Origin of the sequence: Falsiroseomonas sp. (assembly GCF_041690465.1) — a bacterium.
Taxonomy (GTDB): domain Bacteria; phylum Pseudomonadota; class Alphaproteobacteria; order Acetobacterales; family Acetobacteraceae; genus Falsiroseomonas.
The window spans coordinates 24,501-38,654 of sequence record NZ_JAWLHG010000045.1 but is presented as its reverse complement, the minus strand read 5'-3'; the positions used below and the strand labels follow the sequence as shown (position 1 = coordinate 38,654).

The 14,154-nt window shown below is 71.3% G+C and carries 14 protein-coding genes; 9 read left to right on the top strand and 5 right to left on the bottom strand.

Features of this window, described 5'->3' with window-relative positions:
* Positions 1 to 95 precede the first annotated feature (95 nt).
* Together ACESM1_RS25980 and ACESM1_RS25975 are read right to left on the bottom strand one after the other, a co-directional pair.
* Complete coding sequence (locus ACESM1_RS25980; protein WP_372624137.1) at positions 96 to 1,079, bottom strand: tripartite tricarboxylate transporter substrate binding protein; 984 nt, start codon at positions 1,077 to 1,079, stop codon at positions 96 to 98.
* A gap of 116 nt (positions 1,080 to 1,195) precedes the next feature.
* The gene (locus ACESM1_RS25975) at positions 1,196 to 2,125 is read right to left on the bottom strand and encodes a LysR family transcriptional regulator (RefSeq protein WP_372624136.1); all 930 of its coding nucleotides are present in this window, start codon (positions 2,123 to 2,125) and stop codon (positions 1,196 to 1,198) included.
* A 97-nt stretch (positions 2,126 to 2,222) separates the two neighbouring features.
* Here ACESM1_RS25975 and ACESM1_RS25970 point away from each other — a divergent pair, with 97 nt between their 5' ends.
* The 5 genes from ACESM1_RS25970 (at position 2,223) to ACESM1_RS25950 (ending at position 7,803) form a co-directional block, all read left to right on the top strand.
* Positions 2,223 to 3,215: a tripartite tricarboxylate transporter substrate binding protein gene (locus tag ACESM1_RS25970; RefSeq protein WP_372624135.1), complete on the top strand. Its 993-nt coding sequence runs from the start codon at positions 2,223 to 2,225 to the stop codon at positions 3,213 to 3,215.
* Entirely contained in the window at positions 3,215 to 3,739 is a 525-nt protein-coding gene (locus ACESM1_RS25965; protein ID WP_372624134.1) for a tripartite tricarboxylate transporter TctB family protein, read from the top strand. The genes ACESM1_RS25970 and ACESM1_RS25965 overlap by 1 nt, the downstream gene beginning before the upstream one ends.
* Positions 3,740 to 3,751: 12 nt before the next feature.
* Complete coding sequence (locus ACESM1_RS25960; protein WP_372624133.1) at positions 3,752 to 5,260, top strand: tripartite tricarboxylate transporter permease; 1,509 nt, start codon at positions 3,752 to 3,754, stop codon at positions 5,258 to 5,260.
* An 88-nt stretch (positions 5,261 to 5,348) separates the two neighbouring features.
* Positions 5,349 to 6,806, top strand: a complete 1,458-nt coding sequence (locus tag ACESM1_RS25955; protein WP_372624132.1) for a sulfatase-like hydrolase/transferase — start codon at positions 5,349 to 5,351, stop codon at positions 6,804 to 6,806.
* 28 nt (positions 6,807 to 6,834) lie between these two features.
* Positions 6,835 to 7,803: a Bug family tripartite tricarboxylate transporter substrate binding protein gene (locus tag ACESM1_RS25950; protein WP_372624131.1), complete on the top strand. Its 969-nt coding sequence runs from the start codon at positions 6,835 to 6,837 to the stop codon at positions 7,801 to 7,803.
* Between the two features lie 6 nt (positions 7,804 to 7,809).
* On the opposite strand, the gene ACESM1_RS25945 is transcribed toward ACESM1_RS25950, so the two are convergent.
* Positions 7,810 to 9,915, bottom strand: a complete 2,106-nt coding sequence (locus ACESM1_RS25945; RefSeq protein WP_372624130.1) for a hypothetical protein — start codon at positions 9,913 to 9,915, stop codon at positions 7,810 to 7,812.
* A gap of 275 nt (positions 9,916 to 10,190) precedes the next feature.
* Between ACESM1_RS25945 and ACESM1_RS25940 the strand changes: the two genes are divergently transcribed.
* From ACESM1_RS25940 to ACESM1_RS25925, 4 genes are all read left to right on the top strand, one after another.
* Positions 10,191 to 10,379 carry a hypothetical protein gene (locus tag ACESM1_RS25940; protein ID WP_372624129.1) on the top strand — a complete coding sequence of 63 codons (189 nt, stop codon included), beginning with the start codon at positions 10,191 to 10,193 and terminating at the stop codon, positions 10,377 to 10,379.
* Positions 10,376 to 11,773, top strand: a complete 1,398-nt coding sequence (locus ACESM1_RS25935) for an amidase (RefSeq protein WP_372624128.1) — start codon at positions 10,376 to 10,378, stop codon at positions 11,771 to 11,773. The genes ACESM1_RS25940 and ACESM1_RS25935 overlap by 4 nt, the downstream gene beginning before the upstream one ends.
* A gap of 268 nt (positions 11,774 to 12,041) precedes the next feature.
* Positions 12,042 to 12,359 (top strand): hypothetical protein, encoded by a 318-nt coding sequence (locus ACESM1_RS25930; protein ID WP_372624127.1) that lies wholly within the window; start codon positions 12,042 to 12,044, stop codon positions 12,357 to 12,359.
* Positions 12,360 to 12,436: 77 nt separating this feature from the next.
* Entirely contained in the window at positions 12,437 to 12,748 is a 312-nt protein-coding gene (locus ACESM1_RS25925; protein WP_372624126.1) for an HU family DNA-binding protein, read from the top strand.
* 60 nt (positions 12,749 to 12,808) lie between these two features.
* Here the strand turns inward: ACESM1_RS25925 and ACESM1_RS25920 are convergent, their stop codons facing one another.
* Positions 12,809 to 13,135, bottom strand: coding sequence for a hypothetical protein (locus tag ACESM1_RS25920; protein ID WP_372624125.1), 327 nt, complete (start codon positions 13,133 to 13,135; stop codon positions 12,809 to 12,811).
* Between the two features lie 91 nt (positions 13,136 to 13,226).
* Positions 13,227 to 13,949, bottom strand: a complete 723-nt coding sequence (gene mtgA / locus ACESM1_RS25915) for a monofunctional biosynthetic peptidoglycan transglycosylase (protein ID WP_372624124.1) — start codon at positions 13,947 to 13,949, stop codon at positions 13,227 to 13,229.
* Positions 13,950 to 14,154 lie beyond the last annotated feature (205 nt).

Below are 14,154 nucleotides of genomic sequence, written 5' to 3'. Positions count from 1 at the left end.
ACACCATCGGCCGCATCGTCGACGCCTTCACGCCTGGGGAGTGCGCCAACTACTTCGCCGCTGCCGGCTACGATGCAGACTGATCGGAAACCGCTCTAGTTCGCCGTCGCGCCGGATCGCCGGATCACCTCCGCCCATTGCGCCACCTCCGCGCGCAGGAAGCGGTCCATCTCCTCCACCGTGCCGCCGACCGGGCGGGCGCCGAGCTCGGCGAAGCGGGCCTGCACCGCCGGCTCGCGGAGCACCGCATTCGCGTCCCGGTTCACGCGGGCGATGATCGCGGCCGGCGTTCCGGCGGGCGCCCACAGCGCATTCCAGGCGGCGGCCGAGAAACCGGGGAAGCCGGACTCCGCGAGCGTCGGCACCTCGGGCAACACCGCAAGTCGCTCCGGCTCCGCCACGGCCAGCGCGCGCAGCTGGCCGTTGCGGATCACCGGCAGCAGCGGCGGGATGCTCTCCAGCATCATCGGCACGCGCCCGGCGAGCAGATCCGGCATCGCCGTCGCCTGGCCTCGATAGGGGACATGCGCGAGCCGCACATCGGCCAGGCTGCGCAGCAGCTCGGAGGCGAGGTGCGGGATGGTGCCATTGCCGCCGGTCGCGTAGTTCAGCCCCTCCGGCCGGGAACGCGCAAGCTCCAGCAGCTCGCCCACGGTCCGTGCCGGCACCGCGGGATGCACCACCAGCACCAGCGGCGTGCGCCCGATCACCGTGATCGGCGCGAGGTCGCGGAACAGGTCGTAGGGCATCGAGGGCAGCAGCGAGGGGTTGGTGCTCATCGCCGCCGCGCCGAACAGCAGCGTGTAGCCATCGGGTCGCGATTTCACGACGTATTCGGCGGCTATGTTGGTAGCGCCGCCTGGCTTGTTCTCGATGATGAGCTGCTGGCCGAGCGGCTCCGCCAGGTGCTGCGAGACGAGGCGCGCGAGGATGTCCGTCGAGCCGCCGGCAGCGAAGGGAACGATCACGCGCACCGGCCGCGTCGGCCAGGTCTCCTGCGCGGTGGCGATCCGCGTCAGCGGCAGGGCAGCGGCCAGTGATGCGGCGAGCGTGCGCCGGGACAGGCGTGTGGCGGCCATGCGATCCTTCCTCCCCTTCGGCCACACCGGTCGTCGTGGTGATGTCGTTCGCCGGCGCGCCAGCGCTCAGCGTGCGGCGATGCGCGGCCGGCGTTCAAGTCTTTTCGACCGCAGGGTCAGGCCGCGCGGCCGCCCGGCTCACGGCCACGCTCCGCCGCGATCGACGTGATGATGCCGATCAGCGCGACCGCCGCCGGGCACGGCTCGACCGCACGGCGCGTGATGATGCCGGTGCCCCGCCGCCAGGTGAGTTCCTCCACCTCGAGCGGGCGGATGTCCGGCACGGCGAGGGCGGCGAGGTGGCCCTCCGCCTGGAAGCTCAGGTAATCAGCGCCGCGCATCAGCGCGAAGCGCAGCGCCTGGCTGTCGGTCTCGATCGCCGGCTCCGGCGCCGGCAGGCCGCGCGCGCGGAAGGCCAACTGCAGCCGCTCCACCATGTAGGTGCCGGAGGGCGGCAGGATCCAGGGGAAGTCGAGCAGCTCCGCCATCCCGATCGGCGTGCGCGCCCGCAGTGGATGCGCGAGCGAGGCCACCACACGGTAGCGGTCGCTCAGCAACTCCTTCTGCACCAGCTCGGGCGCAGCATCGGGCGAGGAGCCGCCGACTGCGGCAAGGACGAAATCCAGCTCGCCCGCGCGCAGCCTCGCCTTCAGGTCGGCGTCCATGCCGCCGACCACCTGGATGCGGACCTGCGGATGGTTGCGGCGGAAGGCCATCAGTGCCTCCGGCAGCAGCGTGCCCTGCCAGGACGGGCCGGCGCCGATCCGCACATGCCCGGCGACCCCGCGCTGCAGCGCGTCCAGCTCCAGGCTCGCCTCGCGCAGCGTGGCGCGCAGGTTCCGCGCATGGCGGAGGAAGGCCTCGCCCGCCGCGGTCGGACGGACGCCGCGGGCGCCGCGCTCGAACAGCGTCGCGCCCCATTCCCCCTCGAGCCGGCGCAGCGCCTTGGTCAGCGCGGGCTGCGAAAGGCCGAGTGTGCCCGCTGCAGCGCTCAGGCTGCCATGCTCGGCGACGGCGAGCAGGTAGTCGATCGACCGGATCTCCACGACCCATTCCTTGCGGTTATGGCCCCTCTTACCAAAACCGGTTGCTTCCGGCGCCAAGGCCTTGTCAACATGCCGCCGAGGAAAGGGAGGAAAGGCCATGCGGAAGCAGGCAGGTGTGTCGCGTCGTGCCCTGGTCGCCGGAGCGGCGGCGGCAGGGCTCCTGGCCAGTGGGCGCGCCGGCGCGCAGGCGTCCTACCCAAGCCAGCCGGTACGGGTGATCGTGCCGACCGATCCTGGCGGCGCGATGGACGGTCTGGCACGCGTGTTCCAGCGCGCCTTCGACCAGACGCAGGCGCTCTCGCGCAACCTGGTCATCGTGAACATGGCCGGTGCCGGTGGCACCATCGGCACCCGGGCGATCCGCGATGCCGCGCCGGACGGCCACACCATCGGCTTCTGGCACGACGGCCTCGTCACCTCGCGCGCCATGCGTGTGACCGACTTCGACCACACGGCCTTCGAGATCCTGGGCGCCACCGGCTTCGCGCAGATCGGCCTCGCCACGGCGGCCGATGGCCGCTTCAAGAGCTTCCAGGAATTGCTGACCTTCGCACGCGCCAATCCCGGCCAGGTGACGGTGGCGGCGAATATCGGCCTGCCGGTGCATTTCGTGCCGATGCGCGTTGCAGAAGCGGCCGGCGTGCAGTTCCGCTACGTGCAGGCGGGCGGCGGCGCGCGGCGCTACCAGTCGCTGGTCGGGAAGCACACCGACATTGCGATGTTCTCGCTGTCGGAGCTGATCCAGTTCGGCCAGTCGGGGCTGCGCTCGATCCTGATGCTCTCCGAGGAGCGCGCGCCGCAGCTGCCGGAGGTGCCGACGGCGAAGGAACTCGGCCTCGATGTCGTCTCGACCTCCGGCCGCATCTGGCTGGCGCCTAAGGGCACGCCGCCCGAGCGCATCGAGATCCTGCGCAACGCCTTCCGCACCGCCATGCGCGACGAGCAGGTGGCGCGCCAGCTGCGGGACTTCGGCCTTGAGCCGGTGTTCGTCGAGCCGCCCAAGGTGGTCGCTGAGCTGAACCAGGCGCTGGCCGAGACGCTGCCGCTGGTCGAGCGCGCGCGGCAGATCCAGCAGAACCGGGGCCGCTGATGGCGGCTGCGGCGGAGGGGGCCGGCCTGCGCGGCCGGCTGCTGCGGATCGCCGGTGCCAGCCGCACGCCGCTCGCCGATTTCGGCCTTGCCGGCTGCGTGCTGCTGTTCGCCGCCGTGATCTGGATGGAGGCGGCGAAGGTGCCGCCACCGTTCTTCGATCCGCTCGGATCGGCGGCGGTGCCGGAAGGCATCGCCATCGTGCTGGTCGTCCTGGCCGCCATCGTCGCGCTGCGCGCGGTGCTCGGCATGCCGGAGCGCGCGGGGAAAGGCGCCATCGGCTTTCGCGCGCGACCCGATATCGCCATCGGCATCTTCCTGCTGGCGGTGGCCTATGTCGGCGTGATGCAGCTGGGCCTGCTCGGCTTCGAGCTGGCGACGATCGCCTTCCTCGCCGCTGCCAGCGCGCTGCTCGGGCGCTTCGAGCGCCGCGCGATGCTGTTCGGGCTCGCCATCGCGCTGGTGCTGGGCGTGGGCGGCACCTGGCTGTTCACCGGCTTCTTCTACATCGACCTGCCGCGCTGAGGCCCTGCCGCGATGCTCTCCGACCTTGCCGGCGCCCTCGGCTACATCTTCACGCCGCTGCCCTTCTTCTGGGTGCTGCTCGGCACCGCACTCGGCATCTTCGTCGGCGCGGTGCCGGGCCTCACCGGTGGCATGCTGATCGCGCTCACCATGCCGCTGACCTTCGTGATGGACAGCACCCAGGCGCTGGTGCTGATGGTGGCGATGTATGTCGGCTCGGTCTCCGGCGGGCTGATCAGCGCGACGCTGCTGCGCATGCCCGGCACGCCCTCCTCGGTGATGACCACCTTCGACGGACACCCGATGGCGCAGCGCGGGGAGGCGGAGAAGGCGCTGGCACTCTCGATCGGCGCCTCGCTGATCGGCGGCCTCATCGCCGGCGTCTTCCTGGTGGTGCTGTCGCAGCCGCTTTCGCGCTGGGCGACGACCTTCGGCCCGTGGGAATACTTCGCCATGGTGCTGATGGCGCTGGTGCTGATCGCCTCCATCAGCCAGGGCTCCATGGTGAAGGGGTTGCTGGCTGGTGCGCTCGGCATCGCCTTCGCGCTGCCGGGGCTGAACCCTTCCGACGGACAGTTGCGCCTGACGCTCGGCTGGCACGAGCTGGATGGCGGCTTCGCGCTGCTGCCGGTGCTGCTCGGCGTCTTCGTGATGAGCCAGATCATCGAGGACGCGCTGGAGATCGAGAAGAAGGCCGAGCCGATCCGCATCGGCGGCCAGCGCATCCTGCTGAGCCTCGCCGCCTGGAAGCGGCACTGGGGGAACCTGCTGCGCTCCTCCATCATCGGCACCTGGATCGGCATCCTGCCCGGTGTCGGCGCCTCGATCAGCTCGATGGTCGCCTATGCCACCGCGCGCAGCTTCTCGCGCACGCCGGAGAAGTTCGGCACCGGGCATGAGGAGGGCATCGTCGCCTCCGAGGCGGCCAACAACGCCAATGTCGGCGGCGCGCTGATCCCGCTGATCACCATGGGCATCCCCGGCAGCCCGATCGATGCGATCCTGCTGGGTGCGCTGATCCTGCACAACATCCAGCCCGGGCCGCTGCTGTTCGTGAACAATGCCGAGTTCGTCTGGGCGCTGATCGCCGCCTACCTGGTCGCCAACATCCTGATGTTCATCATCATGACGGCCAGCGTCCGCTGGATCGCCAGGCTGATGCTGGTCAACCGCGCGCTGCTGCTGCCGGCGATCTTCGTCTTCTGCGTGGTCGGCGCTTATGCGCTGCACAACCGCATGTTCGACGTGTGGGTGGTGCTGCTGTTCGGCCTGATCGGCTTCGGGCTCAGGCTCTGCCGCGTGCCGCTCGGGCCCTTCGTGATCGGCTTCGTGCTCGCGCGCATCCTGGAGGAGGAGCTGCGCTCGGGCATGCAGCTTTCGGATGCCGGCTTCTGGAGCATCCTGGACCGGCCCATCGCGCTGACCTTCCTCGGCATCTCGGCGCTGACGCTGCTCTGGCCGTTCGTCCAGGACATGCTGGCGCGCCGGCGCCGGCGCCGCGCCGGGGAAGTCTCCCCATGACCGCGCCGCGGCCCGGCAGGGAAATCGCTTGACGACATCGGGGGCAGGCGCGGCACGCTTGCCCACAGGGGAAGGACCCAAGCTGACCATGGCCACCAAGCCGAAGAACCTGCTCGTCATCATGTCCGACGAGCACAACCCCAAGGTGATGGGGCATGCCGGGCATCCGGTTATCGCGACGCCGGCGATGGATGCGCTGGCGGCGCGCGGCACCCGCTTCACCGCCGCCTACACGCCGGCGCCGATCTGTGTGCCGGCGCGCGCTGCCTTCGCCACCGGCCTGCATCCCCATCGCACCCGTTGCTGGGACAACGCCATCTCCTATGACGGCAGCATCCCGTCCTGGCACCATGCGCTGCGGGCGCGCGGCCACACGGTCACCTCGATCGGCAAGCTGCACTTCCAGGGTCTGAAGGGCCAGGATTACGGCTTCACCGAGGCCATCCTGCCGATGCACGTGACGGGCGGCACCGGCGACGTCACGCTGCTGATCCGCGACCCCGAGGATGTGCGTGAGGGCGGTGCCCGCAAGCTGATCGCCGAAGCAGGACCCGGCGAGAGCAGCTACACGCTCTACGACCGCCAGGTGACCGCCGCGGCGCAGACCTGGCTGCACGAGCAGGGCACCCGCAAGCACGACAAGCCCTGGGTGCTGTTCGTCTCCCTCGTCGCGCCGCATTTCCCGCTGACGGCACCGCCCGAGCACTACTACCGCTACGCCCGCCAACAGCTGCCGACGCCGAAGCTGCCGCGCATCGAGGACCGGCCGGACCACCCCTATACCCGGATCTACGGCCACCGCTCCGCCCATGCCCGCTTCATGCAGGGCGAGGGCGACGTGCAGCGCGCGCTGGCGGGCTATTTCGGACTGGTCTCCTTCCTCGACGAGAACATCGGCAAGATCCTCCGCGCGTTGGAGGATGCCGGCCTCGCGGAGGATACGCGCATCGCCTACACCTCCGACCACGGCGACAACCTCGGCACGCGCGCGCTCTGGGGCAAGGCGACGATGTACGAGGAGAGCGCCGGCGTGCCGCTGCTGCTCGCCGGCCCCGACGTGCCGCAGGGCGCAAGCTGCCCGACGCCGGTGGATCTCTGCGACCTCTCGGCGACGATCCTGGACGCGGTCGGCGCCGGCGACGCGATCGGCGAGCTGGGGCTGGAGGGCGCCTCGCTGCTCGGTCTCGCGAACCGGCCGCCGGTGGACCGGGTTGCGCTGTCGCAGTTCCACTCCTTCGGGCCGGACGGGCAGTACATGCTGCGTACGCTGCGCTGGAAATACGTCCACCACATCGCCTTCCCGCCGCAGCTCTTCGACCTGGAGGCCGATCCGGAGGAGCTGAACGACCTCGGCACCGACCCCGCGCATGCGGATGTGCGCGCCGAGCTCGAAGCGCGGCTGCACGCCATCCTCGACCCTGAGGCGGTGGACCGCCTCGCCAAGGCCGACCAGGCCGCCGCCATCGCCGCTCACGGCGGCGAGGAAGCCATCCGCAAGCGCGAGCGCGCGGCCTATACACTGCCGCCCTCCGCCTCCGCGGCCTGACCCTCCCTCCACCCGGAGAACACGCGCCATGCGCCGCCGCCTGCTGCTCGCCGCCCCCGCCCTGCTGCTGCCGCGCCTCGCGGCGGGGCAGGGGGCCTATCCCTCGCGCCCGATCCGCCTCGTGGTGCCCTTTGCGCCCGGCGGCGGCTCCGACCTCATGGCCCGTGCCTCGGCGAACAAGATGTCGGAGATCCTCCGCCAGCAATTCGTCATCGAGAACCGGGGCGGCGCCAATGGCACGCTCGGCGCGGTGCAGGTCGCGCAGGCACGGCCCGACGGCTACACCATCATGCTGGCCACGGGCGGCGAGCTGGCGCTGAAGCCGCTGCTCGATGTGAACCTGCCCTACAACCCGGAGCGCGATTTCGACCTGATCGGGATGCTCGGCATCACGCCGGTGGTGATTGCGGTGCATCCCTCCGTGCCGGCGAACACGATCCAGGAGTTCATCGCGCTGGCCAAGGCGCGGCCGGGCCAGATCAACGTGGCGAATTCCGGAACTGGCGGCATCATGCACCTCACCGCCGCGATGCTCTCGCTGCGTGCCGGGATCGACATCGCGCACGTCTCCTATCGCGGCGCGGCACCGGCGGTGGCGGATGCGGCGGCCGGCACGACGGAGGCGGTGGTTTCCGGCCTGCCGCCGGTGCTGGCGCAGGCGCGGGAAGGTCGGCTGCGCATCCTCGCCGTCTCGACCCCGCGGCGCTCGTCCTCGCTGCCGGACGTGCCGACGCTGGACGAGGCCGGCATTCCGGGCTTCGACATGTCGAACGCGGTCGGCCTCGTCGCGCCGAAGGGCACGCCGCGCCCGATGCTCGAGACGCTGAACCGCGCCGCCAACCAGGCCGTCGCCGACCCGGAGGTGAAGCGCGTCTTCAACCTCAACGGCGCCGAGACGCGCGGCAGCACCATCGAGGAGCACATCGCCTTCATCCAAGGCGAGCGCCGCCGCTACGAGGAGGTGCTGCGCGCCACCGGCATCCGCATGGCGGGGTAGGGCGCCCTATTCCCGCCAAATCGGGGAGGACCAGGCGATCCCGCCGTCCTCCTGCTCGACCTTCACCCAATGCGCGCCCCCGGGCGTGGGATCGGCCAGCGCGCCGGACCAGCCGGGCGGCGCCGCACGAACCGGCAGCGCCTCCAGCACCAGTCGCCGCTCCGGCAGTCCGGGCGCGACGCCGGGGGCGGTGACCTCCACCGGGCCCGTCGCGAGCGCATCCAGCGCGATCGCCGCCTCCATCGCACGGCTGCGGAAGCTCAGCGTCCCGCCTTCCAGCGTACCGGGCCGCAGCAGCACGCCATCCCAGCTTCCCGCCGTGGCGGAGCGCCAGGCCACGCGCTGCGCATCGCGCGAGACCAGCCCCTCGGCCGGCGTGTCGAAGCGCCAGGCGGCGGCATCCTCGAAGGTGCTGCCCTCGATCTCGACGGACCCGTCCCACACCATCCGCGTCTGCGAGAAATTGCCGCGGCCGGACGCGCCCCACCAGCGCAGCCGCAGCCAGCCGGAGGGCGCAGGGTCCCCGGGCTTCAGCGGCGCGCGCGCCACCGCCTCCGCGCCGCGGAACAGTGTGACGGCAGCGAGCGGCGCGGTGCCTTCCACGGCGATGTGGAAGGCGCCATCGCCCTGCGGCGTCACGTCGAGCAGGATACGCGGCCCGTTGGTGCCATAGGTGCGACCGGCGCGCAGCGCCTCCCACAGCGCCGGTCGCGTCAGTGCCGGCAGGTCCACCGCGGTCAGCCCGCCGCGCAGGATGCGCACGGATTGCCGGCCCGGATGGCTGGCGCCGAGACGCCCGTCGACGCCATCGCTGCCGCCGGTCACGCCGAAGCGCCAGCCGCGCTGCAGCGCCTCGATGAGGATCCAGTCGGAGGTGGCGTGGGTGGAATGCACCTCGACCAGCCGCTCCAGGCTGGGCTCGTGCCAGGTGAGGTTGCTGGTGCGGCCACCGACATGCACCGCCATCAGCACGTCCTTGCCGCGATAATGCGCGTGCAGGTCCGTCACATGCGGCAGGTCGGTGGCGAGGTCGGACTTGTCCGGCACCAGCTTGTGGCTGCAGCGGCGCAGCTCCGCCCGGTCGCCGGGGAAATAGACGTTGTGATCACCGCCGACACTCGGCACGCCGGACCATTCCACGCCGAGCAGCGTGACGAAGCGGCCGGGCTCGTGCAGTGCCTGCGTGACCTGCTGCGTCTCCTCCCACTCCGGGCCGGTCACCATGAAGCAGTTCGCCTGGTGGCTGCCGAAATCGGTGGCGGCGAAGTCGCGCGCGTGGCGGAAATACGCCTCCACCGAGCGGGCTCCGCAGCCAATCGAGGATTGCGCGTGGATGTCGCCCCAATGCCGGCGGCGCGGCGGTGCGTCAGCCCATACGCGGATCGGATTGCTGGTGGCCGCCAGGCCCGTCGCGCTGCGCGCGGCCAGCCGATGCACGCCGGCTGCGGCAAGGGTGACGGGCAGGCGCAGCACCGCGCCGTCCTCGGCGCGCAGGGTGCCGGTGGCGCCGGCGACCTCGACCGGCATCGGAGGAAAGCGCGCGGGATTGCCCCAGACATCCTCGACGCGGAGATGCACCTCGACCGTCTCGCCGATGGCGGCGTCGCTCGGTGCCGTGGCGATCAGGCGATGCGGCGCGCCGCCGACCACGCGCAGATGGTGTCGCGCGATCTCCACCCACGCTCCGGTGCCGGTGGCGTCGAGGCGCACGGAGAGGGGGCAGCGCTCCTCGATGAAGGTCTGCGCGCCAAGCCCGGGGCTGGCGAAGATGATCTCTTCCGCGGCGCCGATCGCGTGCGGCAGCGTGGCGACGATCGCGTGGTCGAAGGGGTGCCAGTCCTGCCGGCGCTGCCGCTCCCAGGGCAGCACCAGGCCGGATGGCTCGGCAACCACGCGCAGATGATCGGGCGCGCCGGGATCCTCGGCCTGCGGCACGGCCCAGTCGGCCGGCCAGTGCCGCACCAGCGCGAAGCGCGCGCCTGCGGGGCAGGGGCGGCCGGGCCGGATCACCACGCGCAGCGCCACCGGCGTGCCCGCGACCACCTCGGCGGGCAGCCCCAACTCCGCGCGGCCCGCGGTGCCGGAATGGTCGGTGTGACAGGATTCGGCCATGCGTATCGCTCCACCGCTCCGCGCCGGCATGTCGCGGCGCTTCACTCGCTGACGATAGCGTGCATACGCCGGCGCGCCAGCATCGCCGCACCGCCGCGCACTGGAGCGGAGTTGCGCGGATCGTGTCCAGGCAACCCGGGTCCAGCCCTTCCGAGCCGGTGATTCACGCCCTGGCGTGCCCGTATGCGACATGCACACTCGCGGCGATCGCGGGCTAGCCTTGCCGGCGATCCTGCGGTTGTCTGTCGTTCCTCGTGGAAGGCGGAAGCTGTTGCATGACGGAACACCAGATCCTCGCCCAGGCTGCCGGGCTCGGCGCGCCCTGGCACGAGCGCGAAGCCGAGATCGCCCAGGCGATCACAACCGCGCGCCGGATGGCCGAGGGGTTCCGCCATCCCGCGGATGAACGCACCGAGCCGGTGCCTGCCTTTGCGGTGCCCGCGCCGGGCGGAACGCGGGCATGACGGCGGCCCCGCATGAGTTGACGCTGGCCGAGGCTTCGGCCGCGATCGCCCGCCGGCGCCTCTCGCCGGTCGAACTGCTCGACGCACTGCGGGCCCGATTCGACCTGCTCGAGCCTCGGCTCAACACCGCGATTCTCCCGCTCTGGGACGAGGCGCGGCAGCAGGCGGCGAAGGCGGCGCGACGCATCGCCCGCAGCGGGCCGCGTTCGCCACTCGATGGGCTGCCGGTCGGCCTGAAGGACATCATCGACCTGGCGGGGCACCGGACGACCTGCCATTCGCGGCTGCTGCTCGAGAACGGCAAGACGCAGGACGCCGCGGTGGTGGCAAGGCTGCGCGCCGCCGGCGCGGTGTTCCCGGCGAAGCTGGCGACGCATGAGTTCGCCATCGGCGGCCCGGCCTTCGACCTGCCCTTTCCGCCCGCGCGCAATCCCTGGAACACGGCGCACCACCCCGGTGGTTCGTCCTCCGGCTCCGGGTCGAGCGTGGCGGCGGGCATCTTGCCTGCGGCACTCGGCTCGGACACCGGCGGATCGGTGCGCAATCCCGCCAGCCAGTGCGGCATCGTCGGGCTGAAGCCGACCTACGGCCTGGTGTCGCGCCGCGGGGTGTTCCCGCTGGCCTATACGCTGGACCATGTCGGCCCGATGACGCGAGACGTGGCCTCCAATGCGCTGTTGCTGAATGCGATGGCCGGCCATGACCCGGCCGATCCCGGCAGCGCGTTGCGCCGGCCGGAGAACTACGCGCGCCATCTGCGCAAGGGGCTGAAGGGCCTGAAGATCGGCTATGTCAGGCATTTCCACGAAACGGACGATCCCGCCACATCCGAAATCGCCGCCTCGCTCGACGCCGCCGCGAAGCTGCTGGCGAGAGAGGGCGCGGTGGTGAAGACGGTGTCGCTGCCGCCGCTCGGCGAGTTCGGGGCCGTCAACCGTGTCATCTCGCTCGCCGAGGCCGCTTCCATCCATGGGCGCTGGCTGCGCGAGCGGCCGGACGGCTACTCCGATCTCACCCGCAAGCGCCTGCTGCCGGGGCTGTTCCTGCGCGCCGAGGAATATGTGCAGGCGCAGCGCCGCCGGCGCGAGTTGATCGCTGCAGTGGAGGACGCCTTCACCGGCGTGGATCTGCTGCTGACCGCGAGCAGCATGGATCCGGCCTGCCGCATCGACGATCCCGAGGCCATCGAGCTCACCTATCCGCGCCAGGCGCGCACCCCCTTCAACGTGACGGGGCACCCGGCGCTGACCGTGATGTGCGGACTGTCGAAGGCCGAGGGGCTGCCGCTCGCCTTGCAGCTGGCTGGCCGATTCTTCGACGAGGCCACGCTCTACCGCGCTGCCGCCGCGTATGAGCGCGCGGCGCCATGGAAGGATCGGCGACCTTCGTTGTGATGCGCGACTCCCCGCACGCCGCACCGAGCATAGCCCGCGATCGGCCTGGGTGTGAACGCCGCAGGCGGGCACGCCAGGCCGTGAATCGCCGGCTCAAAAGGGCTGACCCGGGTTGCCCGGACACAGTCCGGGCAACCCGGGTCTGGCGGCGACGCGGCGTCATGGGACGTGTCCCACCATAGCGGCCTGTTGAGAACAAGACAAGAACGCGCTATGAGACCTGGACATCAGAAGGAGACCAGCCATGGCTGCGGGAAAGTCGCGGCGCATGCGTCCTGTCGAAGCGGCGAGCGTGCGCCTGATGGCGCTTGCCGCCAAGGGGGTGCCGCCGCCGCGCATCGCGCGCGAGGTGGAGGTCATCGTCGCGGAATGGCTGCGCGCGCCGGATGCCGATCCGTCCGCAGCCCGGGAGTGGCTGGACGAGCTGCGCGAGCAGATCGCCGCCGGAGTCGGCGATGCCGAGGAGCAGCTGGCGGACATCGATACCAGCGAGCCGGCCGCGGTGAAGCAGGCGCAAGCCACCCTGGCGGCGCTGGTCGCCACCCGCGACGCCGCCCAGCTTGCGCTGGCCGGGATTCGCGCCTGATTGCGTTCTCCGCGCGTGATGGTCATGACAGCGCCGTTCGTCTCGGCTAAGGGGCGAGTCCCGCAAGGAGCCTGTCCATGTCAAAGAAATTCCTGACCGACGTCATCGCGCAGTCCGCCGACATGCCGGCGGCGGCCGCCGGCCGGCTGGCCGCGGACATCATCGCCGCCATCAAGGGGCAGATCGTCGAGACCGGGCGCTTCACCATCCCCGATTTCGGCGCCTTCGTGGTCCGCGAGAAGGCAAAGCGGACGGCGCTGAACCCGAAGACGGGCGAGAAGGTCGCCGTGAAGGCCGGCGCGACGGTGCGCTTCAAGGCGAGCCCGGCGCTGAAGGAAGCCGCCTTCTCCGGGCTCAAGAAGGCCAAGCGCAAGGCTGCGAAGGGCTGAGCTGACTGCGCGCCGGGAGTGTGGATCCCGTCCGGTGACTCCGCCGGGCGGGATGTTGCGTCAGGTGCTGGGCGTCCCGGTCATGCCGGCGAAGACCATGCGGTCCTTGTTGTCGCGCATCAGCATGGTGAAGCCCGGAATGGTGTCGAGGCCGAGGCCGCGCGGCAGCCCTGTCTCGGGGTCGGGCTCGACCTTGGCATAGGTCGCGCCCGCGACCTTCTCCCATTTCCCGGCCGGCTTCTTCACTTCGAGGCTGACGACCGTCGCCTTGAAGACCATCCGCACGATGGCCTCGCGCGGCGAGGACGGTTTCGTCAGGCTCGGGTGACCGGCGAGCATCTGCCAACCATTGGCCAGCGCCCAGCTGGTCAGCGCGTCCTTGTCCATTCGTCCTTCCTCTCGGGAGGCCCGTCCTATGCGTCGGCGGCACGCATGGCAACGCGCGCGGCGCCTCCGCGCTCCGGCGATCCTCCGCCGATCACGCGGTCGGGCGCTGCGCGCAGGCCAGCAGCGGCCGGATCTGGGTGACCCGACGCTCGATGGTCGCGGCCCGCTGGCGCAGCAGCGGCCCGGGTGCGGCGGCGGAGCGCGCCAGCGGGTTGGGCAGGACGGCCGCCAGAAGCGCCGCCTCGCGCCCGGACAGGCGGGATGCCGGCTTGCCGAAGAAGGCCCGCGCCGCCGCTTCGGCGCCGTAGATCCCCGGGCCGAACTCGACGATGTTCAGATAGACCTCGAGGATGCGCTGCTTCGGCCAGAGCAGGGCGATCTGCGGCGTCAGCCAGGCTTCCAGCAGCTTGCGGACGGGGTCGCGACCCGGCCAGAGCAGCAGGTTCTTCGCGGTCTGCATCGTGATCGTGCTCGCGCCGCGTGGCCGCTCGCCATGCCACCATGCGTCCAGCTGGTCGCGCAGCGCTGCGAAATCGAAGCCGAGGGTCTGCTCGCAGAAGAGGTTGTCCTCGGCGGCGATCACGGAGTGGGCCAGCGCCGGCGCGATATCCGCATAGGCCACCCAGTCCTTCCGCAGCTCGTGCCCCTGCGCGAGGCGGATGAGCATCAGCGGCGTCACCGGCGGCGGCAGGATGCGGAACAGCAGGATGGCCGCCGGCGGGGCGAGGAGCATGCCGAGAAGCACGAACCGGATCAGGGCACGCAGCCGCCTTGGCTTGTGGCGCTCATCCCGGCTTCGCGCTTCGCGCTGCATGCCTGCCGCTTTCCCCACCGGCGCGCCCCCTGCACGCGTCGGGGCCAGTTACCAGCCGCCGCGGGCCTGCCGCAATGCGGGCCGGGTCGTGCCCCGACCAGCGGCACGGCATCAGGTGACGACGTCGAGCGGGATCTCCTGCGTGCCGCCATCCGGCCCGACGCGGGCGCGCATCAGCACGGTGTCGGCCAGGTCGAGTTCGATC

What these genes read in the sequence shown, in the direction of transcription:
- ACESM1_RS25980 (WP_372624137.1), bottom strand. Translation starts at nt 1,079, where the DNA reads ATGGCCGCCACACGCCTGTCCCGGCGCACGCTCGCCGCATCACTGGCC.
- ACESM1_RS25970 (WP_372624135.1), top strand. Translation starts at nt 2,223, where the DNA reads ATGCGGAAGCAGGCAGGTGTGTCGCGTCGTGCCCTGGTCGCCGGAGCG.
- ACESM1_RS25965 (WP_372624134.1), top strand. Translation starts at nt 3,215, where the DNA reads ATGGCGGCTGCGGCGGAGGGGGCCGGCCTGCGCGGCCGGCTGCTGCGG.
- ACESM1_RS25960 (WP_372624133.1), top strand. Translation starts at nt 3,752, where the DNA reads ATGCTCTCCGACCTTGCCGGCGCCCTCGGCTACATCTTCACGCCGCTG.
- ACESM1_RS25955 (WP_372624132.1), top strand. Translation starts at nt 5,349, where the DNA reads ATGGCCACCAAGCCGAAGAACCTGCTCGTCATCATGTCCGACGAGCAC.
- ACESM1_RS25950 (WP_372624131.1), top strand. Translation starts at nt 6,835, where the DNA reads ATGCGCCGCCGCCTGCTGCTCGCCGCCCCCGCCCTGCTGCTGCCGCGC.
- ACESM1_RS25945 (WP_372624130.1), bottom strand. Translation starts at nt 9,915, where the DNA reads ATGGCCGAATCCTGTCACACCGACCATTCCGGCACCGCGGGCCGCGCG.
- ACESM1_RS25940 (WP_372624129.1), top strand. Translation starts at nt 10,191, where the DNA reads ATGACGGAACACCAGATCCTCGCCCAGGCTGCCGGGCTCGGCGCGCCC.
- ACESM1_RS25935 (WP_372624128.1), top strand. Translation starts at nt 10,376, where the DNA reads ATGACGGCGGCCCCGCATGAGTTGACGCTGGCCGAGGCTTCGGCCGCG.
- ACESM1_RS25930 (WP_372624127.1), top strand. Translation starts at nt 12,042, where the DNA reads ATGCGTCCTGTCGAAGCGGCGAGCGTGCGCCTGATGGCGCTTGCCGCC.
- ACESM1_RS25925 (WP_372624126.1), top strand. Translation starts at nt 12,437, where the DNA reads ATGTCAAAGAAATTCCTGACCGACGTCATCGCGCAGTCCGCCGACATG.
- ACESM1_RS25920 (WP_372624125.1), bottom strand. Translation starts at nt 13,135, where the DNA reads ATGGACAAGGACGCGCTGACCAGCTGGGCGCTGGCCAATGGTTGGCAG.
- mtgA (WP_372624124.1), bottom strand. Translation starts at nt 13,949, where the DNA reads ATGCAGCGCGAAGCGCGAAGCCGGGATGAGCGCCACAAGCCAAGGCGG.